Genomic DNA, 23,205 nt, shown 5'->3' with positions numbered 1-23,205 from the left:
AGTTAGGCGTTATGCTACCTCGCGACACCGAAAACCAACAACAAACAAACGAATGAGACAATCATTACTTGACCTTATAGAGAAGACAATCGTTTACCAATATGACTTGCCAAATTCAAGTATTGGTATTGCAAAAACAATTGTTTCAGTCGATAATGACCAATGTTTTAAATCAATTGATAAAAATGACTTCACCGAAATTATTTACAATTCCATATTAGAATACTCGTTTAATGAATTTGATATTGAAAATAAAGACTATGATAAATTACATTACATAGCTTTACAAAACAGATTAAAATTCAATCCAGATTTAGACCTTGACCAAAAAATAAAATATGGCTTTTTAGGAGAAGTTATTTTGTTTAGTGTTTTATATGTTTTATTTAAATCGCAACCATTAATTGCAAGAGGATACTTTTATAATCCTTTAGAAAATTCAGAAACAAAAGGATATGATTCTTATCACTTAATTGAAAACAAAAATCAAACTGAACTTTGGTTTGGAGAAGTGAAATTCCATAAAAACTATAAAACGGGAATAAAAAGTATATTCAAAAATATTGATAAAGCTATATCAGACAACTATTTACAAACAAATGTATTTGCCATTTCAAACCAAATCAATAATCTTCACTGCAAAGGTTCTAAAATTGAAAAAGTCATAAAAGACTGGGAAGAAAATCCATACTTATCAATAATTGATGAGATGAAACAGCATAATATGAAATTAGTTTATCCTGTAATGCTATTATATGAAGAAGATGATCTCGGTTTTGATGAGAGCATAAAAAATATTCCAAAATATATCCAAGAAGAATTCGCAACAAGTACTTTTAATATTTCTGTTGATTACTCAATCTTTTTTATTTTGGTTCCAATGAAAGATGTTAAAACAATTAAAGAAGAAGTAATCAAATGGATAGAATTAAGGAAACCATTAATGTCCTAAAACAAATTAACAGATTCAATTCAAAAGAAATATCTGATGATATTCTTATTAAATCAGTGTGCGATTATTTCAACGAAATAAAAAATGATTCATTAAATCAATCTGATTTAAAATTTCTAAAATATATTTCAAATATTGCAGGAATACCACATTACTTCGACACTCTTAAAACTCAATTCAATCAAGAGATAGGAATAGAAGAATATAATTTAAATACCTTTTCCTCATTACTTTACGAAAGTACTTTACACACTAATGAGAATTTAAAAGTCCATAAATATCAAATGAAGATTATGGATTTGTTTCAAACTGGAAAATTGAATAGGTATTTTTTATCAGCAAGCACTTCATTTGGGAAAACACATATTGTTTTTGAAATAATTAAAAAGATGAACTATGGAAACGTAGTTTTAATTTTTCCTACTATTGCCTTGCTTTCTGAAAATTTGGAAAAATTAATATCCGATAATAACTATGAATATTTTACAGGCAAATACAAAATACATACTTTAAGTGAAGTGACTGAATTTGAAGAAAATAATTTATTTATTTACACCCCCGAGCGGTTCTTGTCTTTTAAAGAAAAAAATCCAACAAGCATAATCTTTAATTTCGCTTTTATTGATGAGATTTATAAAATTGATAACGAATATTTACTTGATGAAGAAGTAAAAGAAAATGAAAGAGATGTCGCATATCGTTTATCCGTATTTTATGCTTTGGAAAATAATGTTGATGTATTATTAGCGGGTCCATATATAGACTTTTATGATTCTCATAAAACAGGATATAATGGTTCATTTGATAAATTCCTTATCCATAACGAAATTGAACTAATCAACTACAATCAGTATGAAATTGTTAGTAAAACATATGAAGACATCAAGTCTAAAAAGCATATTGATGTCGATAAATATTTAGAATTTGATTTTGAAACAAATAACAAGACAGACAGACTAATTGAAATTGTCAAAAAAATAAATGAAATAAATGAAAATACAATCGTTTATTGTTCAACAAGAAATTACACAGAGTCCTATGCAACGACACTTTTAGAATCAGATGTTTTCAACAATCATTCAGATAATGATTATTCAGATTTCATTAAACATATATCTAAAAATTTCAGCCGAGATTGGACAATAGTAAAAGCATTGCAAAAGGGAATTGGTGTTCACCACGGTTTAATACCAAAGTATATTCAAAAAGAAATTATCTCGTTATTTAATTCAGGTAAATTAAAAGTATTAATATCTACAACAACTATTACAGAAGGCGTAAATACTTCTGCTAAAAATTTAATTGTATTACATAGTAAAAAAGGAGATAAAGAATTAAAGAAATTTGATGCCAAAAATATTGCAGGAAGAGCTGGAAGGTTTTTGTATCATTATTCTGGAAGAGTTATAGTACTTAAAAACGATTTTATGAAGGCAATTGAATCCGAACCCGAAGGAATCAAGCATAAAAACTATGATTTACAAGCACCAAAAGATGAAATTGATCTGTTCTATTCCAAAGACGAATTTCTTTCACAAGCTGACCAAGACAGAAAAACTGATATCAAAGAAGAACAAGAAAAAAGAGGTATTCCTGACGAAATATTCAACTTATACAAAGTTGTAAGTAGGCTTGATAAGATTATACTTTACGATGAAATTAAAAAATTATCGGCTTCAGAAATAGAATCAATAAAAACTCTTATCAGAGTTGTTAATTACAAAATGGACATTGACTACGATGGCTTTCAAGTTATATTAAAAGTAATTCGTCCAATAGTAAAAAATCCAAAACTAATATTTTTAATCGACTATAAAGGCTTGAATGGAGAGTTTTCGACAATCACTCATTTATTACATTTCTATTTGACTGGAGGTTTTATTGGCTCTATTAAGTATAAAATTTCTCAAAATGTAAAAATTGATAAAGCAATTTCCGACACAGCCGAATTTGTTTATAACACTTTGAAATATCAGGTTGTAAAATATCTTGGAGTTTTCAATATTATGTATCGGTTCATACAAGCTCAAGAAAATGCCAAAGCATTTGACGATATTGCGGGTATTGACAGACTTTTAGTAAAACTTGAATATAATGCATTAACAGAAAACGGACAAATTGCTAGTGATTATGGTGTACCCTCAAGTGTTGTAGAATATTACGAGAACACGAATAAATCAAAAGATATTAAATCAAATTTCGACAATTACGAAATGAAAATATTTGACAGAATAGAAACGATTATTAACGGTACTGATAAAAGCACAAACGCCTAACACACACTACAAGCAATTTGGGTATTAGGCTTAATTTGAAATTGGTTTTGTATTTGGAAGATTTGCCAAATCCGAAGAATGGGCTTAATTTAGTCCCAAACCCGCTGTAGTGCCAAGACGTTAGTGGTAATGCGACAAAACTCCGGAGAAAAAGAACTTAAAAACATACGATTTGCTATATCAAGATGAAATAATGATAAACAGTTTTGCTCAAGAGAGAATTAGTCTCGAACAGATTTTAGTTTGGTTTGAAAATCTAAATCTAGAAGAACAAAGCGAAACAATTTCTAGAGCGAGATTGTGTTTAGATCAATCGCATCCGAATACAGAAACAATTGAAAAAGCCGTTGAATTGATTCCACTAAAACCAACTGCAACTCCAATTGTATTATTAAAAACTAAAGGGTTTAAAATTGCTTTACAAAAAATTGTTTTGCTTCCAGAAAATGAGAATAAGAAAGTATTTATAACTTTAATTTCAGTTTTTAAAGTTGCCGATATAGTACGAAGAAATACTTGGTGTAAAGATGGATGTAATCACGAATGGCATAACTTAGACAAAATACTAAATTAAAGCACTACCACTAACAGCCACTACAACGGATTTGGGTATTTGGCTTAATAGAAAGTTGGTTTTGTATTTGGGATGATTTGTCAAGCCCGCTGTAGTAATACAACGCTAGGCATCATTACATCGTAACACCCTAGCCTTAGAGATTTCGAGTAAAAGATTTTAGATAAGAGAACCAATTAAAAATAAAAATTATGGCACTTATTAATCCTTATGTAAACTACAATGGCAATGCCGAGGAAGCATTCCTTTTTTACAAATCAGTATTTGGTGGAGAATTCGCCAAAATTATTCGTTTAAAAGACATATCGAGTCCTGAATATCCAGTAGCAGAAAATGATGCAAATAAAATCATGCTCATTGCCTTGCCCATTGGCAAAAACATTTTAATGGCCAATGACGTTCCAGAAAGCATGGGTCGAGTAAATGAAAATGAAAACAGATCAAAAATATCTATTAGTGCAGAAAGTCGTGAAGAAGCTGATAAATTATTTAACGGACTTTCAGTAGGTGGAAATATTGAAGTGCCTATTAGCGACAGTCCTTGGGGTTCCTATTTTGGGATGTTTAGAGACAAATTCGGTATTGAATGGATGGTGGATTTTGATCCAAAATTTAACGGGAAAGTATAAGCAAAAAACCCTTAGCGGTGGTTCATACTTGGCACGCAACATTTTTTTGTGAGAACTGCATTTGATATTAAAAATGTCATTATTTTTTTTTAATTTTATACAGATGTATAATTTAAACCAATATATCGTAGATACTCCCAGCCGTTGCCACAGACTCAGTTGTGGTGATTCTCTTTTTACGGTTTATAACTGTAGGCTTGATGATAAATTTGCGGACCTGTGGAGTCATAATAATTACATTGTATATGTTGCAGAGGGGAAAAAGATTTGGCACACTCCCCATGGTTCCTATGATTTGCAAGCCGGAAGTTGTGTATTCATAAGACGCGGAGCCGCAATTGTAGAACAGTTTCTGGATACAGAATTTTGCTTTTATCTTTTTTTCGTTTCCGATACATTCATTTGTGACGTATTGAAAACAAAATCAACAGCACTTCATCAATCTGACAAAAAATATGATCCCATCATACCCATTGAAAGCTCAGAAGCAGTGCATTCTTTTTTTAAATCGATGCTTCCTTATTTCAATGCAGTTGTTCCTCCAGACCAGTCGCTATTGCAGCTTAAATTCAAAGAACTAATTCTTACACTAGCAGACAACAAAACAAACGAAGCTTTATTATGTTATTTCTGCTCCTTACTCCATGCACCACAAACAGTAGCATTACAATCGGTTATGGAAGATAATTTTTGCTTTAATTTAAAAATGGAAGATTTTGCCAAATTAAGTTATCGCAGTTTATCTGCTTTTAAAAGAGATTTTGTAAAGGTTTATAATACTTCTCCCGGCAAATGGTTAATGGAGAAAAGATTGCAACATGCCAAACACCTGCTTACCAGTGGAGTCCAATCAGTCAGTGATGCGGCTTTTGAAAGTGGCTTTGAAAGCATCTCCCATTTTAGCAGGGTTTTCAGCAAAAAGTTCGGAACATCTCCCTCAACTATAAAGAGAGCTATAAATATTTTGAGCTGAACAGTCAAGTAAATGAACTTTGCAGTAAAGCAGTTTATCGAAAGGTTTTTTAGTTTTGATTAACTAAAAATTAAAAGCCATGAATGCAAACAAATTACTTTGGGAAAAAGGCGATTTCACGCGAATAGCAGAAAGTATGCGTGAAAGCGGAGCAACTTTGGTTGCCAAACTGGATATTACTAAAAATCTTAACGTTCTTGATTTAGGTTGTGGTGATGGTACTACGGCAATACCTGAAGCTAAACTTGGCGCCAATGTTTTAGGTGTTGATATTGCGAGTAATCTTGTTGCAGCAGGAAACATCAGGGCAAATGCGGAAGGACTTACCAATTGTACCTTTCAGGAAGGCGATGCAACGGATTTGAATGGACAAAAAGACGAGAGTTTTGATCTTGTGGTGAGCATCTTTGGAGCTATGTTCGCACCAAAACCTTTTGATGTGGCTAAGGAAATGGTTCGTGTTACCAAACCTGGAGGAAGAATCGTAATGGGTAACTGGATACCAGGAGACCCAACATTAGTGGCACAAATATTAAAAATCAGTTCTTCCTATACACCGCCACCGCCAGAAGGTTTTATCAGCCCAATGCTTTGGGGTATTGAAGAAAACGTTACAGAGCGTTTTGTAGATGCAGGAGTACCAAAAGAAAATATAGCATTTGCCAGAGATACTTTTACATTTAAGGCTCCATATTCTCCAACCGAATTCTTGAACAATTTCAAGAACTATTATGGACCAACTATGAATGCTTTTGAAGCGGCTGAAAAGAATGGTAAAGCTCTAGATCTTCAGAATGAACTGGAAACATTGTTTATCAGCCAAAATAAAAGTCTCGATAAAAATACTACTGATATAACTGCAACTTTCCTGCGAGTAGATGTTTCAATATGAAAGCATTAAAAACGTTAACCAGAACGCATTGATATCGCACAATTGTTCGTGTAGTTTTGCAAACTGTGTCCACAATAGCGAACCCATAATACAAAAAGCCATGATTAATTCATGGCTTTTTGCTGTTTTAAATCCTCTATTTCATTCAAAAAAAGCGTACCTATTTACTCTTAATCCTAAAATAGATTAGCTCCATACTTGGCAACAAATATGAAAAAACCACTTGTTAATTCAATTTAATTAACTAACTTTCATATACTTATACTTAAATTATCAATTCTAGATAATGAGCTTACTACTATTTAATTTTTATACCGTACGACTATGAAAATTTCTTTAGAAAAAAAAATAATCATTGGATTCATCCTCAATTTATTCGTTGTTTTTGCTATTGCTTGGATTTTTATTCTAAGGATTGACAAACAAAGAGACCAAACTTTAGACAAGTCTTTGAATTGGATAGAAATTGCATTAATCATTCTTTCTGTTATATTACTGACCGTTGTTTATTTTATCATTCGGTCCCAACTTCGGGCTAAAAACGTTTCCCAAGATTTACTTTTAGAAAACAAACAATTACTACAATCGATTATCGACAATACTTTGAGCCCCATGTTTATAAAAAAAATAAATGGCGAATATCTGTTGATTAATAAACAATTTGAATCTTTATATAAAATCACAAATGAAGACATAATAGGCAAAACCGATCATGATTTTTTACCCGCATCAATAGCTGATGTCTACCGAAACTCCGATTTTGAGGTTGTAAAAGCATTAAAAGAATTAAAAACCGAAGAAACAATTCAACAATCTGACGGAATGCACACGTATATCGCTGTGAAATTTCCAATCTATGACGCCACAAAAAGGATTTATGCTATTGGTGGCATTTTCACAGATATCTCCGAAAGAAAAAAACTGGAAGAATCTTCCAAAGCCGCCGATACATTCTTCAACATGTCAGTAGATATGATGATTATTTCCTCAATGAATAAATTCGTAAAAGTGAATCCGGCAGTCAGTAAAATTTTAGGATATTCTGAGGAAGAACTGCTAAGCAAAAGCTTTTTGGAATTTACTCATCCGGAGGATATTGAAATCACACAAAAAGAAGTTTCTAAACTTCAAACGGGAGCTCCCTCAATAAAATTCGAAAACAGATACATTTGTAAAGATGGTTCAATAAAATGGCTCATTTGGTCCGTATTTCCTGATGTCACAACTGGATTATTGTATGCTGTAGCCAGTGATATTACCGCTCAAAAAGAAATTGAAACCGCATTAAATGTCGCTAATACATTTTTCTACATGTCCTTTGATATGTTTGTTGTCATTAAAAACGAAAAATTTGTAAAAGTAAATCCTGCTTTCACAAGAATACTTGGATACGATCAAAGAGAAATAATCAACAAGCCATTTTTAGATTTTATTCATCCTGAAGATGCTAAAGTCTTTATGGATGGAATTAAAAAACTACAAATCAGCGACTCCGTTATCAGTCACAGAGTTCGAGAAAGACTAAAAGACGGCTCCTATAAATGGTTTGACTGGACAAGCACAATTGACATTCAAACAGGAATAATTTATGCCGTGGCAAGAGATGTTTCTGAATTGATTAAAAATGAAGAATCCTTGAAGATAGCAAATATGTTTTTTGATATGGCATTTGATATTTTAACCGTTGCCAAAGACAATCATTTTATCAAAATCAATCATGCGTTCACAAAAACTCTCGGGTATAATCAGGAAGACATGGATCGAATTAAATTCATGGATTTAATACACCCTGACGACAAGGAAACTGCTGGAGAAGTATTGGAAAAACATCTAAAAGGAGAATCTGTTGTTAATTTTAGAACACGGTTTTTGTGTAAAGACGGTTCTTATAAATGGCTCGATTGGAATAGCAATATGGATCTTCAGAACGGCATTTTTTATTCAGTTGGACGAAACGTTACAGAACTTGTAGAACTCGAAAATGAACAGCAACAAGCCATAGACAATCTTTATGAAAATGAAGAAAAATTACGATTAATAGTCGAAAATATAAGTGAGGGAATTATTGTTGCAAACGCTGATAAAAAAATAATTATGGCTAATAATATGGCCAATGAGATTTTTGGAATCGAAGAAGACGATAAAATTTCCACTAATTTAAGCAATCATTTCGAACTCTATTTCCCTGATGAAAAAACCATTTTTCCTTCGCAAAACTTACCTATGGAACGCGCGCTGAGTGGCGAAGTGACTACTGATGTTGAAATAGTTCTTTGGAATCCAATGGCACAGGAAAAGAAAAGAGTGCTGATTAGCGGCAGGCCATTAGTCGATCAAAACAACAATGTGGTTGCAGCTGTTGTAACGATAAAAGACATCAGTAAATACAAACAAATGGAGGAAGATTTGAAAGAATCAGAATCTAAATACAGACAATTAATCGGATTCCGAAAAGGCAATACTGATACGCTGATATAAGCCTGAAACTATGCGCTATAATTTCCTTTTTAGATTCTCTTTAACGTCATCAAACCATTCATTTCTTAAAATACTTAATATAATACTGTCACGTCGAACATCACTCCCCAGAGTTGGCATGTGATTGCGCAACACTCCTTCAACTTTACAACCGATACTTTTCATGGCAGCAATGCTTCGTTCATTGTTATTATCAGCGCGAAACTCAACACGTTCGACTCCTAATGTTTCGAATGCGAATTGCAACAGTAAAAATTTACAATGCTTGTTTAACCCAGTTCCACGAAAAGCTCCTCCATACCAAGTATATCCCAGTTGAAGTGTTTTGAATTCTAAATTGATATCGTAAAAACGAGTACTTCCAGCATATTTTCCTGATTTTTTATCAAAAACTATAAAGGGAAATTCTACTCCGTTTTCTTTGGCTTTTAGAGCAATTTGAATGTATTTTTCTAGATTTTCCTTCCCATTTGCCTGAACAAGGGAATACTTCCAAGTTTCAGGTTCATTAATAGAAATTTCCATTAGATTCTCAACATCCGACTCCAATAATGGGCGCAATAAAACAGTTTCGTCTTCTAGGATAGTATTTTGGAATAAAACTAAGCTCATATTTATATTCAGTTATGGGTATAAAAAACAATCTATTTTGAATCACTTAATTCAAGTATTAAAATCGAATTTTATGAAGATGGACTACATTAAATCAAGTCGTAAATTTAATATAAAAATTGAAATTTAACTTCTTACGATTTAGAGATTTATTATTTTTATTTTCTTAATTTCGTTATCGGTAGCAAAAAATTAGTTTCACTAAATAAATAACTACGAAATCCAATTTTAAAAATTAATCCATGAAATCAATCCAGTTTTTAATCCTTCCTTTCGTTTTTTTTACTGCATTCAGTTCTTATTCCCAAAATCAAAGTAAAACGGATAAATCAAAAGAATTTAAAGTAGCATTCGAACAGTTCACACTAGAAAACGGACTGCATGTAATCCTGCATATTGATCGATCTGACCCAGTAGTCGCTGTTGCTTTGACAAGCCACGTGGGATCTGCGAGAGAAAAAGCAGGTCGTACCGGATTTGCGCATTTATTTGAACATTTACTTTTCTTGGAATCTGAAAACTTGGGTAAAGGAGGTCTTGATAAAATGAGTGCCCGTATTGGTGGGGCTGGTGCCAATGGTTCTACCAGCAGAGATCGTACTAATTATTTTCAGACTGTTCCTAAAGACGCATTAGAAAAAATGATTTGGGCCGAAGCCGATAAATTAGGTTATTTCATCAATACTGTAACAGAACCCGTTTTAGCCAAAGAAAAACAGGTCGTTAAAAATGAAAAAAGACAGAGTTATGACAACAGACCTTATGGACACAATTTTTCTGTAATATCTAAAAGTTTATACCCGGCAACGCATCCGTACAGCTGGGATGTGATTGGTTCCTTGGAAGATTTACAGAATGCCACACTGGAAGATGTAAAAAGTTTCTACAACCGCTGGTATGTACCTAATAATGTCACCCTGACTATTGCCGGAGATTTCGATGTCAAACAAACCAAAGCTTGGGTCGAAAAATACTTTGGAGAAATAAAACGTGGGGAAGCAATTCCTAAAATGGAGAAACAATCTGTAACATTGACAGCAACAAAAAAACTGTATTATGAAGATAATTTTGCCAAATTACCGCAACTCACACTGACTTGGCCTTCGGTTTACGAATACCATCCTGACAGTTATGCTTTGGAAGTTTTGGCCAGTTATCTTTCAAAAGGTAAAAAGGCACCTTTGTACAAAACCCTTGTCGAAGACAAAAAATTAACCGATGCCACTGACGTTTTCCAATACAATTCAGAAATAGCGGGTCAGTACATGTTGAGTGTTACTGCTTTTGAAAAAACAAATTTGAATGAAGTAATGAGTGGCGTAAACGAAGCTTTTAAAAACTTTGAAGCCGAAGGAATTTCTCAACAGGATTTAAATCGGATTAAAGCCGGACAGGAAACCGCTTTTTACACAAATCTATCCAGCGTATTAGGAAAAGGATTTCAACTGGCGCAATATGAAATTTTTGCAGGAACTCCAGATTATATTAATCAAGATGTGAAAAATATTCTAGCCGTAACTACTGAAGATGTGATGCGCGTGTATCAAAAATACATTAAAGGAAAACATTTTGTGGCCACAAGTTTTGTCCCAAAAGGTGAAGCCAATTTAATCTTGGACGGTTCAGAATTAGCAGCCGTAGTTGAGGAAAAAATCATCGAAGGAAAAGAAGATTCATTTGATGCCAGCATTGCTGCAACGTATGAAAAAACGCCTTCTAAATTTGACCGAAGCGTAGAGCCAGCGTATGGAGAAAGCCCTGATATAAAATTACCATCGGTGTGGAAAAGCAAATTGTCATCCGGTCTAAACGTTTTAGGTATTGAAAACCACGAAGTGCCTCTTGTTCAATTTCAGTTGCAGATTAAAGGCGGAATGTTACTTGAAAATACCGATAAAATAGGTGTTTCAACCATGCTGGCCGAACTGATGACAAAAGGTACCAAAAACAAAACTCCAGAACAATTGGAAAATGCTATTGAGAGTCTGGGAGCAACCATTAGAGCATACGCAACTGACGAATCTATTTTTATCTCAGGAAATACCTTAGCAAAGAATTACAATGAAACTATGGCGTTAGTTCAAGAAATAATCCTGCAACCTCGCTGGGATGCCAAAGAATTTGATTTGATTAAACAAAGTACTTTAAGCCAAATTATACAACAAAAAGCGGATCCAAATAGTATTGCCAGAAATGAATTTAAGAAGTTAATTTATGGAACAGAATCTATTTTATCCAACAACCGCATCGGTAACGAAAATTCTGTAAACAGCATTACGATTGATGATTTGAAAAATTATTACACTAAAAACATGGCTCCGTCTGTTGCTGATTTTCAAATTGTGGGTTCCATTTCAAAAACGGATGTGACTAATTCATTAGCGACTTTAAATAAAAACTGGGAAGCTAAAAAAGTTACGGTTCCTAAAATAACAACTAAGAATACCGTAGCATCATCCAAAATTTATTTTTATGATGTTCCCGGTGCAAAACAATCGGTTATCCGAATAGGATATCCTGCACTTGCCGCAACGGATGCTGATTTTTATCCCGCTCAAATCCTGAATTACCGTTTGGGTGGTGGTGGCTTTGCCTCCCAATTAACGCAAGAATTACGTGAAGGAAAAGGATATACGTATGGTATCAATTCTTCCTTTAATGGTTCTGTCAATAAAGGTCCGTTTACTATTTCCAGTGGCGTTCGCTCTAATGTAACATTTGAATCCGTTAGTTTAATCAAAGAAATTGTAGCGCAATATGGAAAAAATTTCAACGAGAATGATCTTGAGGTTACAAAAGGATATTTAATAAAAAGTAATGCCAGAGCATTTGAAACACTGTCATCCAAACTGGAAATGCTTTACGACATCAGCAATTACAAATACTCTGATGACTATGCAAAACAACAGGAAAACATTGTAAAGAAGATTACTATTGGAGAACTAAAAAAGCTCTCGGATACGTATTTGAATGCTGATAAAATGATTTATTTAGTGGTAGGCGATGCTGAAACGCAATTGAAAAAGCTGGAGCAAATTGGTTTTGGAGCGCCAATTCTTTTAAATAAAACGGCGATAAAATAACTGATTGTATTAGTCCGGATTGAAGTAAAATCCCGAACTGCAAAAAAAATAATTTTTCTTGTCCTGAAAGAGCGACCAACGGAAGCTCCTTTCAGGATTTAGAAAAATATTTTTTTTTAAGGGAGTCCCGAAATATCGGGATGTAACGAAGTGCTGTAGCGATTTTTGGGGATAGCTCCAAAAAAACTACTCGTTCATTTCGTCGTAACGCACCGGAATTTGCGGATCGTACAACGGACATTTGAATTCTTCCATAGTATCCGCTAGAAGGTTCATGGTTTTACCTTCGGTTCCGTAGCAATCGATTTGTATGCTTTGCGGTGTCGTTTTGATGTGAAAAGCACCTTTTCCAGTCGTGTTTTTCCAACTAAATTCGTCTACTTTTTCCCAGTTTGAAAATACCGAATTGATTCTATTGATGATAACCGTCACAGGCAGTTCCTCTAATCCTTCGACGATTTCTTGCTCAACAAGAGCTTCATACACCAAGTGATGGTTGAGATAAATTCCGTCCTGATATCTCCAAAAAAGTAATTCGTACATTGGAAAAAAGTTTAAAGGTTTAATCGTTTAAAAGTTTAGGCAAAAAACCAAAGTTTAATTGTTTAAATCAATCAACGATTAATCAATTCAACGGTTAAACAATCTTAATATTCAAAAGTACCGTATTCGCTGGTAATAGTAAGTTTTTTTGTATCGGCAGCTTCTACTCTACCCACGATTTGAGCATCAACATTGAATGATTTTGAAATCGCGATAATGTCTTGTGCAACAGCTTCCGGAACGTAAATTTCCATACGGTGACCGCAATTGAAAACTTGGTACATTTCTTTCCAATCCGTTTTAGATTGTTCTTGAATTAACTGGAACAATGGCGGAACCGGAAATAAATTGTCTTTTATAATGTGTAGCTTTTCTACGAAATGTAAAATTTTAGTTTGTGCTCCACCACTACAATGTACCATTCCATGAATTTTATCAGAAGAATATTTATCTAAAATTTTCTTGATAATTGGCGCATAGGTTCTGGTTGGCGAAAGCACTAATTGTCCAGCATCAATTGGTGAATTTTCAACTGCATCCGTCAATTTTACTTGCCCGGAATAGATTAATTCTTCAGGAACTGCAGCATCAAAACTCTCTGGATATTTAGTTGCCAAATATTTCCCGAAAACATCATGACGCGCCGATGTCAATCCGTTGCTTCCCATTCCGCCATTATAGCTTTTCTCGTAAGTAGCCTGACCAAAAGAAGCCAATCCTACAATTACGTCACCCGCTTTAATATTAGCATTGTCAATTACTTTAGAACGTTTCATGCGAGCTGTTACAGTTGAATCTACAATTATAGTTCGAACAATATCGCCTACATCTGCCGTTTCACCGCCTGTTGAATGGATGGTCACGCCAAAAGAATCCAGTTCTTTAATTAACTCCTCAGTTCCATTGATAATTGCTGAAATAACTTCGGCTGGGATTAGGTTTTTGTTTCTTCCAATAGTTGAAGAAAGCAAAATATTATCAGTTGCTCCTACGCACAATAAATCATCAATATTCATGATTAAAGCATCTTGCGAAATGCCTTTCCAAACGGAAATATCTCCTGTTTCTCTCCAATACATGTATGCCAAAGAAGATTTAGTTCCTGCTCCATCCGCATGCATGATAAGACAATAGTCTTCGTCTTGAGTTAAATAATCAGGGACTATTTTACAGAAAGCTTGTGGAAATAATCCTTTATCAATGTTTTTTATGGCATTATGAACATCTTCTTTGGATGCCGAAACACCGCGAAGCGCATATCTTTTTGAAGTATCTGAACTCATGTAGTATAGTTGTGAAGCCTGCATTATGGCAGGTAGTTGTGCGGCAAAGATAATTATTTTTTTGGGTTTTGCCTATGGGGTTTTCAAGTGTTTCGTTAAATCTACATTCCTTCCATAAAGTGTAGTTTTATTTCATTAAATTTGTCATAACATTTTAACTGTTAGATTATTACATTTAAAAATCAATACTAAAATGCCGTTTATATTAATCGCGATTATCCTAAATTAATATTGATTTTAATTGAGTTTATCCAATAAACTACCTTTAAAAGTTCAACAAAATTTAAACACTGAATGAAACTTAGAGAAGTGGAAACCAGCAACCACTATAAAAAACGGGGCCATGCCGAAAAGCCATACGAGTAGGAAATTAAAACAACAATATCATGCCTAAATATGTAATTGAAAGAGAAATTCCTGGTGCCGGTAAATTAAATGCCGATCAACTGAAAGCTATTTCGCAAACATCTTGCGGAGTATTGGGTAAAATGGGACCGCAAATCCAATGGGTTAACAGTCAGGTAACCGCTGACAAAATTTATTGTACTTATATTGCTCCCAACGAAGAAATGATTCGCGAACATGCGAAACAAGGCGGGTTTCCTGCAAATTCCATAAGTCGAATATCGACAACCATTGACCCGACAACCGCAGAAGAAACCGTTTAGCAAGATGAAATTAAATGTATTAAACTTAAAAATGCCTTTCCGAAACGGAAAGGCATTTTTTATAATAACACGTTTGTTATTATTTTACAGTATTACACTATTTTTTCACAACCAATATTTCGACTCTCCTATTGGCAATTCGTTCTGCTTCATTTTTCTCCGGCAACGCATATATAGGTCTGCTGCTTCCGAATCCTCTGTGCCCTAATCTTGAAGTGGCGATTCCGTTTCTTATTAAATAATCAAATACAAACTTTGATCTTCGATAGGAAAGTTTTACGTCATTTGGATTGTTGTTACAACAAATATGCCCATAAACATAAATTTTCAATTGAGGATTCATTTTTAAAACCTGAAGAAGATCAGAAAGAATTGGTTCCGATTCTGTAATTATTCTTTCTGAATTAAAATAGAAATTTAGATTTTCGAGTTTTATCAAATCTCCTATTTTAGCATTATTTACTTTTTCAATCAGAGAAATATTATTTTTTGTTTCATTAACAGGAACTTCTTTCTCTGGGGTATTTTCAAAAACCAAATTCTCATTATCTGTTTTTTTGTTAATGGAAATCTTATCTTGATAATAAACTAAAACTTTTCGGTTATCGCTTTGATTTTTTAATTGCTCAAAGTCTTCTCCTAAACCGTATAATTCAAGTTTTTCGCTCAGATGAACTTTATTAAATTCTAAAAGTGCGAGTACATTATTAGCTCTTCGAAAAGACAGTTCCTTGTTGTAAGAATTGGAATCTATACTATCACAATATCCTTGAATTTTTAAAATCTCTTTACCTTTTGAATGCTCTAACCATTTGCAAAAATCTTGTTGTGATTTTTCATTAATTATATCTTGATTAAAATCAAAAAACAATACCAATTTATCTTGTGCAGACAAAGTAATTATATAAAAAAACAAAATAAAAAAAAGTCTTATTTTCATGTAAAACAATTGACTATTATTTTAAAATAACGCATAAATAAAAAAAATAGTATAAAAAAACCCGATAGGTTTTGAAACCTATCGGGTCTACTATTTTAGAGCTTTTAGTTTATTTTGTAAACAACAATTCTCTGTATTTAGTCAATGTCCAAAGTTCATTATCTACCAGTAACTCCAGTTTATCACAGTGGTTTCTGATGATTTCAAAATATGGTTTTACATTATTGCAATATGCCTCAGCCATTGCTTGCGCATCAGTCAAATTGTTAGCTTTCTTTCTTTCGTTTGTCATCGCTTCCACTTTAGAGTTGATTCCTTCGATATGACTGGAAATTTCTCTGATTAAGATGATTTGTTCTTTAGCAATCGATTCAAATTCAGCTCCAAAAATATCTTTCAATCCTTTAACATTCTCAATTAAAGTATTTTGGTAACGAATAGCAGTAGGAATTACGTGATTTTTAGAAATATCACCTAAAACTCTACCTTCAATTTGAATTTTCTTAGTGTACTCTTCCAATTCAATTTCGTAACGCGCTTCAACCTCGATGTGATTCATGATATTCAACTCAGAAAACAAATCCAAAGCTTGTTTTGAAGCTCTTGCTTTTAATGCTTCAGGAGTTGTTTTGAAGTTGCTTAAACCTCTTTTCGCTGCTTCGATTTCCCAAGCATCGCTGTAACCGTCTCCTTCGAAAAGGATATTTTTAGAAACTTTGATATATTCTCTCAATACATTGAAGATAGCATCATCTTTCTTCATGTCTTTAGATTCAATCAAGCTATCCACTTCTTTTTTGAAATCTTTCAATTGTTTAGCAACAATGGCATTCAAAGTAGTCATTGCATTAGAACAGTTTGCGGTAGAACCTACAGCTCTGAACTCAAATTTATTTCCTGTAAAAGCAAATGGTGAAGTTCTGTTTCTGTCTGTATTATCCAAAAGGACATCTGGAATTTTACCTACTACATTTAATTTTAAATCTGTTTTTTCTTCCGGAGATAATTTCCCTGCAGTTACGCCTTCTAATTCAGCTAAAACTTTAGTTAATTGCTCACCAATAAATACCGAGATAATTGCCGGTGGCGCCTCATTTGCACCCAATCTATGGTCATTACTTGCAGAAGCGATAGCTCCTCTTAATAATGCTTCATAATCATTTACCGCTTTGATTGTATTGATAAAGAATGTCAAGAACTGTAAATTACTCATAGGCGTTTTACTTGGACTCAACAAGTTTACTCCAGTATCTGTTGCTAATGACCAGTTATTGTGTTTTCCTGAACCATTAACTCCTTTGAACGGTTTTTCATGGAATAATACTTTCAAATCATGACGTTCTGCCACTTTTTGCATTACATCCATTAACAAACAGTTGTGGTCAACCGCTAAGTTTGTCTCTTCAAAAATAGGTGCCAATTCAAATTGATTTGGAGCTACTTCATTGTGACGTGTTTTAACCGGAATTCCTAACAACATACATTCTTGCTCTAAATCTCTCATGTACGTCAAAGCACGAGTTGGAATAGAACCAAAATAATGGTCGTCTAATTGTTGTCCTTTTGCAGAAGTATGTCCTAGCAAAGTTCTTCCAGTCATCACAAGATCCGGACGAGAATCAGCCAATGATTTATCAATTAAGAAATATTCTTGCTCCCATCCTAAGGTTGCAGTAACTTTCTTTACATTTTTATCAAAATATTTACATACTTCAGTTGCAGCGTCATCCATTGCAGATAATGCTCTTAATAAAGGAATTTTATTATCTAAAGCTTCTCCTGTGTACGAAATAAAAACTGTTGGAATACATAATGTAGTTCCAAAAATAAATGCTGGAGAAGTTGGATCCCAAGCAGTATATCCTCTTGCTTCAAATGTGTTTCTGATTCCACCATTTGGGAAACTGGATGCATCTGGTTCTTGTTGTACTAATTGAGCACCACCAAACTTCTCTACTGGATCGCTTCCATCATATGAAGTTTCGAAAAAAGCATCATGTTTTTCAGCAGTTGTTCCTGTTAACGGTTGAAACCAGTGCGTGTAATGGGTAACTCCTTTTGACAGAGCCCATTCTTTCATACCCATGGCAATATAATCAGCTAATTTTCTATCTATTTTAGTTCCATGCTGAACAGCACCCTGGACTCCCTTATAAGCATCTGAAGTCAAATACTGCTTCATCGCTTTATCATTAAATACATTCGAACCAAAAATAACTGATTTTCTATCGGATTCTTCAAAATGAACCGGCTTTCTAGTGGAAGCTTCTCTCAAAGCTTGAAAACGTAATGTAGACATGTGAAAAAAATTAAATTATTAATATTTTTATTAGGAAATAGCAAATATAAGGAATAAAACGTAGAAAAAACAGAATCGTAGATTATGAAATTAATTTATATTTCCCTTTTAAATTATCATTTTTAAAATATACCCCACTCAAAATGCAGTTATGGGAAAAATAACAGGCTTACAAATAAAAATACCCCCTTATTTTTATTGGAGTTAAAATTTAATTTAATTTTGCGTTAAATAAAAGTTACGAATAAATTTATATTGTTATGGCGAAAATAAAATTAGAGTACATTTGGTTAGATGGTTATGAACCAACACAAAATCTTAGAAGTAAAACTAAAGTTGAAGAGCATGAAAATTTCCAAGGAACTTTGGAAGAAATCGGAAACTGGTCATTTGATGGTTCATCAACTAGACAAGCAGAAGGTGGTTCATCAGATTGTTTATTAGTACCAGTTGCTATTTATCCAGATCCAACACGTAAAAACGGATACTTAGTAATGACCGAAGTTATGCATGCAGACGGTACCCCTCACCCTTCAAACGGTAGAGCTACAATTGATGATGATGGAGACTTCTGGTTTGGATTCGAACAAGAATATTTCATCATGGATAATCATACTTTATTACCTTTAGGTTTCCCAATTGGTGGTTACCCAGCCCCACAAGGTATGTATTACTGTTCAGTAGGTGGAAAAAATACTCACGGTAGAGATATCGTTGAAGAGCATGCAGATTTATGTATTGCTGCAGGTATCAACTTTGAAGGTATTAACCAAGAGGTTGCTTGCGGACAATGGGAATTCCAATTATTTGCAAAAGGAGCTAAAAAAGCAGGTGACGAAATCTGGATTGCAAGATACTTACTAGATCGTTTGTCTGAAAAATTTAATTGTTTTATTGAATATCACCCAAAACCTCTTGGAGATACAGACTGGAATGGTTCAGGTATGCATGCTAACTTCTCTAATGAAGTTTTAAGAACATGTGGTTCTCAAGAAGTATACGAAAAAATATGTGAAGCTTTCAGACCTGTAACTAAAGAGCACATTGCTGTTTATGGAGCATACAATGACCAACGTTTAACTGGTAAACATGAAACTGCTTCTATCAATGATTTCTCTTATGGTGTTTCTGACAGAGGAGCTTCTATAAGAATCCCATTAATCACTGTTCAAAAAGGATGGAAAGGATGGTTGGAAGACAGAAGACCAGCTTCAAACGGAGATCCATACAAAATCGCTGCAAGAATTGTTAAAACTGTAAAATCTGCTTTAATAGAAGAACCAGCTTTAGTATAAAAATAAGTTTATATAAAATTTGATTTTGTTTATAAAAAAAGGTGTCATCAATTCTGATGACACCTTTTTTATTGTTAGACATTTTTAAACATTAACTTTTGTTCAGAATAAATTTTAATCTTAAAAAATCAAAAAGTATCTTTGCTAATCTCAAAAAAATAAACTGATATGATTGTCTGGATTTCTTTTTTAACAGCTGTTTTAATTTTTCTTGCACTCGATTTAGGAGTCTTCAATAAAACACCACACATTATAAGTTCAAAAGAGGCTGGTAAATGGACAGCAATATGGGTTACATTATCATTTATGTTTTCAGGAGTGGTCTATTGGCTTTACACCACGGATTATATTGCAAATCCAGATATTTTGAAACCTGCAGATGCATCAATAAAATTCATAACAGGCTATTTAATAGAATTATCCCTGAGTATAGATAATATTTTTGTTATCGCTATTATTTTCTCTGCCTTTAAAATTCCACAAAAATACCAACATCGAGTTTTATTTTGGGGAATACTAGGCGCCATCGTTTTTAGAGGTTTAATGATCTATTTTGGTGTTTTGCTTATTAACAAATTTTCATGGATGACCTATATTTTTGGAGGTTTTCTAATATACACTGCTATGAAAATGTTGTTTAGTGGTGAAGATGAAAAATTTGAACCCAAAAAATCATTCATCTATAAGACTCTTAAAAAAGTTATACCTATCTCGAATCACATCGACGGAGAGCATTTCTTTGTAAAAAGAAGACATATTACAGCTGCAACACCTCTTTTTGTAGCGCTTATAGTAATTGAAGTAATGGATGTCGTATTTGCTATAGACAGTGTTCCTGCAATTTTAGCCATAACAAGTGATCCTTTTTTGGTTTTTAGTTCGAATATCTTTGCCATTTTAGGATTACGTTCTATGTATTTCTTTCTTGCCCATATGCTTGATAAATTTGCTCATTTAGAATACAGTCTTATTGCAATCTTGACTTTTGTAGGTATCAAAATGTTGCTTCATGATTATATTAAATTACCGGAATGGGTGTCGCTGGCTTTTATAGCAGTTTCACTTATAGCTGGAATTATTGCATCTTTAAGAAAAAGCAATAAAGAATTCGTCTAATTAATTCAAAAAAATAAACGCATAAAAAAAAGGAAATCTCACGATTTCCTTTTTTTATTTTATTGAATATTGTAAACTACAAATTGATTTTTTGAATCTCAGTCTTCTCCACTTTTAATGCTGACATTACTGCGTCTATACTGTTTTTATTTACTGAAGTAGCAAAACTAGCCGGTATAATTACAATTCTAAAAGTTTGGTCTTGTGTCCAACTTGAAGGTAAAGTAGTAAGACTAAAATTAGCCGAAAGAAAAATATTAACATTATATCTGGTGTAATCAAAATTGAAATCTAATTCTCCACCATCACTAAAATAATACGTTTGAGGCATTAGTTTCCAAATGTCTTCACCATTTACCGTATCATACAGGTGGTACACTAAAACTACATCCGATGAATAAATTGGCGGATTAAAAGTAACCAATCTACTGTAGTTATTATTGGAATTAAATGAAGTTGTAACTTCAAACACTTCACTAATGGTATCATTATCCACAGTATCGGTTATTTCTGTTACTTCGCAACTTTGTAGTGTCATCATCCCGATGAAAACTAAAAATAAGGTAATTTTTTTCATTAGTTATAGCTTTATAATTTATATTGAAAAACTGTATCCATTAATTGTGCCAAAGTTTATTTTAAAAAATAATGCGCTTTTTAAAAACGAAAAAAAAAACTTAAATTATACCTGATAATACTAGGCTCCACAACAAAATAATGGTTTAAAAAACAATACGATTTTTTTTCAGAATAGTAATTTTTCGAAAGATTTGATTCCACATAGGAAAGATTTTTGGCGAGAAGCCAAAGGAAAATTTCACATCTATGTTCTTAAATGCTGAACAACCCGTTTAAAGAAGGATATTCGTTAAAAATTACAAAATCTGTTAAATGTTTCATCTCAGTGGTATCTTTCTTGTCGTTACGGTCGGTTTGGCAAAATGGGGTAACGTTTACTACTCTGCGATGGTGAGAAATTAGAAGTACAAATACTCAATTAAGCACTTAAACCCCACTATTGCAAAAACAGCTGTTATAGGAGGCTGTAGTTCTTGTAGATTTAGTTTTTCTCGTCACAGCAATTCAAAAGTAACGATTATGTTTCCCGAACCTAATGCAGATGCAAAACCTGCAACATCATCTATTGTTCCCAATTTTGTGTAACTGTATGATGTTGAAAAAGTTTTGTAAAACAACACCAAAGTTTTTGAAGTATACAACATTAAGTCGCCATTTTTTATAGTTTCAGGGTTGGACGAATTTGTTGGAAGATCGTCTGGCAAATCATAATATTTCTCGTTGCTGTTCAGTTCAATCATATTAATAGTTAGAGGTAACATTTCCTTAAAGGCCTTTGCTGAATTATTGTTAAAAAGTGTAGCTGTAAAGGTTTGTGAATTAACCGTTATTTTGATTTTACCATTTATCATCGTATGGCTGTTTTCTGAATTGATATTGTCGTCTACTTTATTACAAGAAGACGCACTACTGATTAGAACAGACATAAAGGTTATGAGAATTAAAAATGAATGATTCATAATATTGCATTTATTTTAAATACCCTTTGAAAAAAGTTTCCAATTTATCAAACGGAATAACATCTACTTTGTCATACAAATCTACGTGAACAGCATTAGGAACGATTACTAATTCCTTCGGTTCATTGGCGTTTTGAAATGCAGTTTCACTGAAATATTTTGAATGTGCTTTTTCGCCTGCAATAATTAAAACTGGTCTTGGCGATATTTCTTTGATGTACGTTAAGATGGGCATATTCATAAACGATAAAGGCGTAGTTGCAGTCCAAGAATTTCCCGAATTTACGGAGCGCTTATGAAATCCTCTTTTAGTTCGGTAATAATCGTAATATTCTTTTAAAAATTGTGGCTCATCTCCTTTCAACGCTTTATTGCCTTCTGGTCCATAAGTAAATGTGCCATTTTCTGCATCTTTCCAACGTTGTTGCCCTAATTGTTCCAGCATTTTTGTGCGTTGTTCTAAAGTTACGGCATCATTATATCCTTTTGACATCACTCTCGTCATATCGTACATTGTTGAAGTAGCAACAGCTTTTATACGTTTGTCGATAGCGGTAGCGTTTAGGGCAAAACCTCCAAAACCACAGATCCCGATAATCCCAATTTTTTCTCTATCCACATTTTTTTGAATTCCTAAAAAATCTACTGCCGCACTAAAATCTTCTGTGTTAATTTCTGGTGAAGCCAAATTTCTCGGTTCGCCACCACTTTCTCCAGTGTACGATGGGTCGAATGCCACAACAGCAAAACCTCTTTCTGCCATTTGATTGGCATACAAACCAGACGATTGTTCTTTCACAGCACCAAAAGGTCCGCTGATTGCCAAAGCCGATAATTTTTCGTTTCCTACATTTTTTGGAAGATACAAATCGCCTGAAAGCCTGATACCATAACGGTTTTTGAAAGATACTTTTTGTCTTGTAACCTTTTCGCTCAACTGAAATGTATATTGTTCTGTTGTTTCCATTTTTTTTGAATTTTCTTTTTTGTTTTGTGCAAATGCTTGTCCGAAAGTCATCAGAAATGCGATTACAATGATTGCTATATTTTTCAT

19 protein-coding genes are annotated in these 23,205 nt (G+C 33.3%); 11 read left to right on the top strand and 8 right to left on the bottom strand.

The genetic code is table 11. From position 1 onward, the window contains the following. The first annotated feature begins 52 nt into the window (after positions 1-52). From Q1W72_RS13250 to Q1W72_RS13220, 7 genes are all read left to right on the top strand, one after another. Complete coding sequence (locus Q1W72_RS13250; protein ID WP_302135765.1) at positions 53-952, top strand: Hachiman antiphage defense system protein HamA; 900 nt, start codon at positions 53-55, stop codon at positions 950-952. Continuing rightward, positions 919-3,228 (top strand): helicase-related protein, encoded by a 2,310-nt coding sequence (locus tag Q1W72_RS13245; RefSeq protein ID WP_302135763.1) that lies wholly within the window; start codon positions 919-921, stop codon positions 3,226-3,228. The genes Q1W72_RS13250 and Q1W72_RS13245 overlap by 34 nt, the downstream gene beginning before the upstream one ends. 172 nt (positions 3,229-3,400) lie before the next feature. Continuing rightward, a complete protein-coding gene (locus Q1W72_RS13240; protein WP_302135762.1) occupies positions 3,401-3,802 on the top strand; it encodes a DUF5958 family protein in 402 nt (133 codons plus the stop codon). 191 nt (positions 3,803-3,993) lie between these two features. Beyond that, a complete protein-coding gene (locus Q1W72_RS13235) occupies positions 3,994-4,431 on the top strand; it encodes a VOC family protein (protein ID WP_121342591.1) in 438 nt (145 codons plus the stop codon). Between the two features lie 103 nt (positions 4,432-4,534). After that, entirely contained in the window at positions 4,535-5,404 is an 870-nt protein-coding gene (locus Q1W72_RS13230) for an AraC family transcriptional regulator (protein ID WP_158234592.1), read from the top strand. A gap of 79 nt (positions 5,405-5,483) precedes the next feature. Next, a complete protein-coding gene (locus tag Q1W72_RS13225; RefSeq protein ID WP_302135761.1) occupies positions 5,484-6,296 on the top strand; it encodes a class I SAM-dependent methyltransferase in 813 nt (270 codons plus the stop codon). 324 nt (positions 6,297-6,620) lie between these two features. Beyond that, entirely contained in the window at positions 6,621-8,774 is a 2,154-nt protein-coding gene (locus Q1W72_RS13220; protein WP_302135759.1) for a PAS domain S-box protein, read from the top strand. A gap of 15 nt (positions 8,775-8,789) precedes the next feature. On the opposite strand, the gene Q1W72_RS13215 is transcribed toward Q1W72_RS13220, so the two are convergent. Then, on the bottom strand, positions 8,790-9,386 hold the full coding sequence (locus tag Q1W72_RS13215; protein WP_121342594.1) for a GNAT family N-acetyltransferase: 597 nt from the start codon (positions 9,384-9,386) through the stop codon (positions 8,790-8,792). 242 nt (positions 9,387-9,628) lie between these two features. Between Q1W72_RS13215 and Q1W72_RS13210 the strand changes: the two genes are divergently transcribed. Beyond that, complete coding sequence (locus Q1W72_RS13210; protein ID WP_302135757.1) at positions 9,629-12,469, top strand: pitrilysin family protein; 2,841 nt, start codon at positions 9,629-9,631, stop codon at positions 12,467-12,469. Positions 12,470-12,655: 186 nt separating this feature from the next. On the opposite strand, the gene Q1W72_RS13205 is transcribed toward Q1W72_RS13210, so the two are convergent. Beyond that, a complete protein-coding gene (locus Q1W72_RS13205) occupies positions 12,656-13,012 on the bottom strand; it encodes a hypothetical protein (RefSeq protein WP_121342596.1) in 357 nt (118 codons plus the stop codon). A gap of 104 nt (positions 13,013-13,116) precedes the next feature. After that, on the bottom strand, positions 13,117-14,295 hold the full coding sequence (locus Q1W72_RS13200) for an AIR synthase related protein (protein ID WP_302135756.1): 1,179 nt from the start codon (positions 14,293-14,295) through the stop codon (positions 13,117-13,119). 386 nt (positions 14,296-14,681) lie between these two features. Between Q1W72_RS13200 and Q1W72_RS13195 the strand changes: the two genes are divergently transcribed. Further along, positions 14,682-14,963: a DUF4242 domain-containing protein gene (locus tag Q1W72_RS13195; RefSeq protein WP_099714691.1), complete on the top strand. Its 282-nt coding sequence runs from the start codon at positions 14,682-14,684 to the stop codon at positions 14,961-14,963. 97 nt (positions 14,964-15,060) lie between these two features. Here Q1W72_RS13195 and Q1W72_RS13190 read toward each other — a convergent pair whose 3' ends face one another. Further along, the gene (locus Q1W72_RS13190; RefSeq protein WP_302135754.1) at positions 15,061-15,903 is read right to left on the bottom strand and encodes an OmpA family protein; all 843 of its coding nucleotides are present in this window, start codon (positions 15,901-15,903) and stop codon (positions 15,061-15,063) included. A 109-nt stretch (positions 15,904-16,012) separates the two neighbouring features. After that, positions 16,013-18,202, bottom strand: coding sequence for a glutamine synthetase III (locus Q1W72_RS13185; protein WP_099714689.1), 2,190 nt, complete (start codon positions 18,200-18,202; stop codon positions 16,013-16,015). Between the two features lie 260 nt (positions 18,203-18,462). Here Q1W72_RS13185 and Q1W72_RS13180 point away from each other — a divergent pair, with 260 nt between their 5' ends. After that, entirely contained in the window at positions 18,463-19,497 is a 1,035-nt protein-coding gene (locus Q1W72_RS13180) for a glutamine synthetase beta-grasp domain-containing protein (RefSeq protein WP_099714688.1), read from the top strand. 168 nt (positions 19,498-19,665) lie between these two features. Next, positions 19,666-20,613, top strand: coding sequence for a TerC family protein (locus Q1W72_RS13175; RefSeq protein WP_121342598.1), 948 nt, complete (start codon positions 19,666-19,668; stop codon positions 20,611-20,613). Positions 20,614-20,689: 76 nt separating this feature from the next. Here Q1W72_RS13175 and Q1W72_RS13170 read toward each other — a convergent pair whose 3' ends face one another. From Q1W72_RS13170 to Q1W72_RS13160, 3 genes are all read right to left on the bottom strand, one after another. Further along, positions 20,690-21,190, bottom strand: coding sequence for a hypothetical protein (locus tag Q1W72_RS13170; protein ID WP_099714686.1), 501 nt, complete (start codon positions 21,188-21,190; stop codon positions 20,690-20,692). 496 nt (positions 21,191-21,686) lie between these two features. Next, entirely contained in the window at positions 21,687-22,151 is a 465-nt protein-coding gene (locus tag Q1W72_RS13165; protein ID WP_302135749.1) for a cyclophilin-like fold protein, read from the bottom strand. A gap of 10 nt (positions 22,152-22,161) precedes the next feature. Next, positions 22,162-23,205, bottom strand: coding sequence for an alpha/beta hydrolase (locus Q1W72_RS13160; RefSeq protein WP_302135747.1), 1,044 nt, complete (start codon positions 23,203-23,205; stop codon positions 22,162-22,164).

Source organism: Flavobacterium sp. ZE23DGlu08, from assembly GCF_030505335.1.
In the GTDB taxonomy this organism is placed as follows: domain Bacteria; phylum Bacteroidota; class Bacteroidia; order Flavobacteriales; family Flavobacteriaceae; genus Flavobacterium; species Flavobacterium algoritolerans.
The sequence above is the reverse complement of the archived record's forward strand: the minus strand, read 5'-3'. Positions and strand labels throughout refer to the sequence as shown.

Bases quoted from the DNA above. Each gene is read 5' to 3' on its own strand.
- Q1W72_RS13245 (WP_302135763.1), top strand. From the start codon at position 919: ATGGATAGAATTAAGGAAACCATTAATGTCCTAAAACAAATTAACAGA.
- Q1W72_RS13200 (WP_302135756.1), bottom strand. From the start codon at position 14,295: ATGAGTTCAGATACTTCAAAAAGATATGCGCTTCGCGGTGTTTCGGCA.
- Q1W72_RS13235 (WP_121342591.1), top strand. From the start codon at position 3,994: ATGGCACTTATTAATCCTTATGTAAACTACAATGGCAATGCCGAGGAA.
- Q1W72_RS13195 (WP_099714691.1), top strand. From the start codon at position 14,682: ATGCCTAAATATGTAATTGAAAGAGAAATTCCTGGTGCCGGTAAATTA.
- Q1W72_RS13215 (WP_121342594.1), bottom strand. From the start codon at position 9,386: ATGAGCTTAGTTTTATTCCAAAATACTATCCTAGAAGACGAAACTGTT.
- Q1W72_RS13230 (WP_158234592.1), top strand. From the start codon at position 4,535: ATGTATAATTTAAACCAATATATCGTAGATACTCCCAGCCGTTGCCAC.
- Q1W72_RS13170 (WP_099714686.1), bottom strand. From the start codon at position 21,190: ATGAAAAAAATTACCTTATTTTTAGTTTTCATCGGGATGATGACACTA.
- Q1W72_RS13165 (WP_302135749.1), bottom strand. From the start codon at position 22,151: ATGAATCATTCATTTTTAATTCTCATAACCTTTATGTCTGTTCTAATC.
- Q1W72_RS13160 (WP_302135747.1), bottom strand. From the start codon at position 23,205: ATGAAAAATATAGCAATCATTGTAATCGCATTTCTGATGACTTTCGGA.
- Q1W72_RS13225 (WP_302135761.1), top strand. From the start codon at position 5,484: ATGAATGCAAACAAATTACTTTGGGAAAAAGGCGATTTCACGCGAATA.
- Q1W72_RS13205 (WP_121342596.1), bottom strand. From the start codon at position 13,012: ATGTACGAATTACTTTTTTGGAGATATCAGGACGGAATTTATCTCAAC.
- Q1W72_RS13190 (WP_302135754.1), bottom strand. From the start codon at position 15,903: ATGAAAATAAGACTTTTTTTTATTTTGTTTTTTTATATAATTACTTTG.
- Q1W72_RS13185 (WP_099714689.1), bottom strand. From the start codon at position 18,202: ATGTCTACATTACGTTTTCAAGCTTTGAGAGAAGCTTCCACTAGAAAG.
- Q1W72_RS13250 (WP_302135765.1), top strand. From the start codon at position 53: ATGAGACAATCATTACTTGACCTTATAGAGAAGACAATCGTTTACCAA.
- Q1W72_RS13180 (WP_099714688.1), top strand. From the start codon at position 18,463: ATGGCGAAAATAAAATTAGAGTACATTTGGTTAGATGGTTATGAACCA.
- Q1W72_RS13175 (WP_121342598.1), top strand. From the start codon at position 19,666: ATGATTGTCTGGATTTCTTTTTTAACAGCTGTTTTAATTTTTCTTGCA.
- Q1W72_RS13210 (WP_302135757.1), top strand. From the start codon at position 9,629: ATGAAATCAATCCAGTTTTTAATCCTTCCTTTCGTTTTTTTTACTGCA.
- Q1W72_RS13220 (WP_302135759.1), top strand. From the start codon at position 6,621: ATGAAAATTTCTTTAGAAAAAAAAATAATCATTGGATTCATCCTCAAT.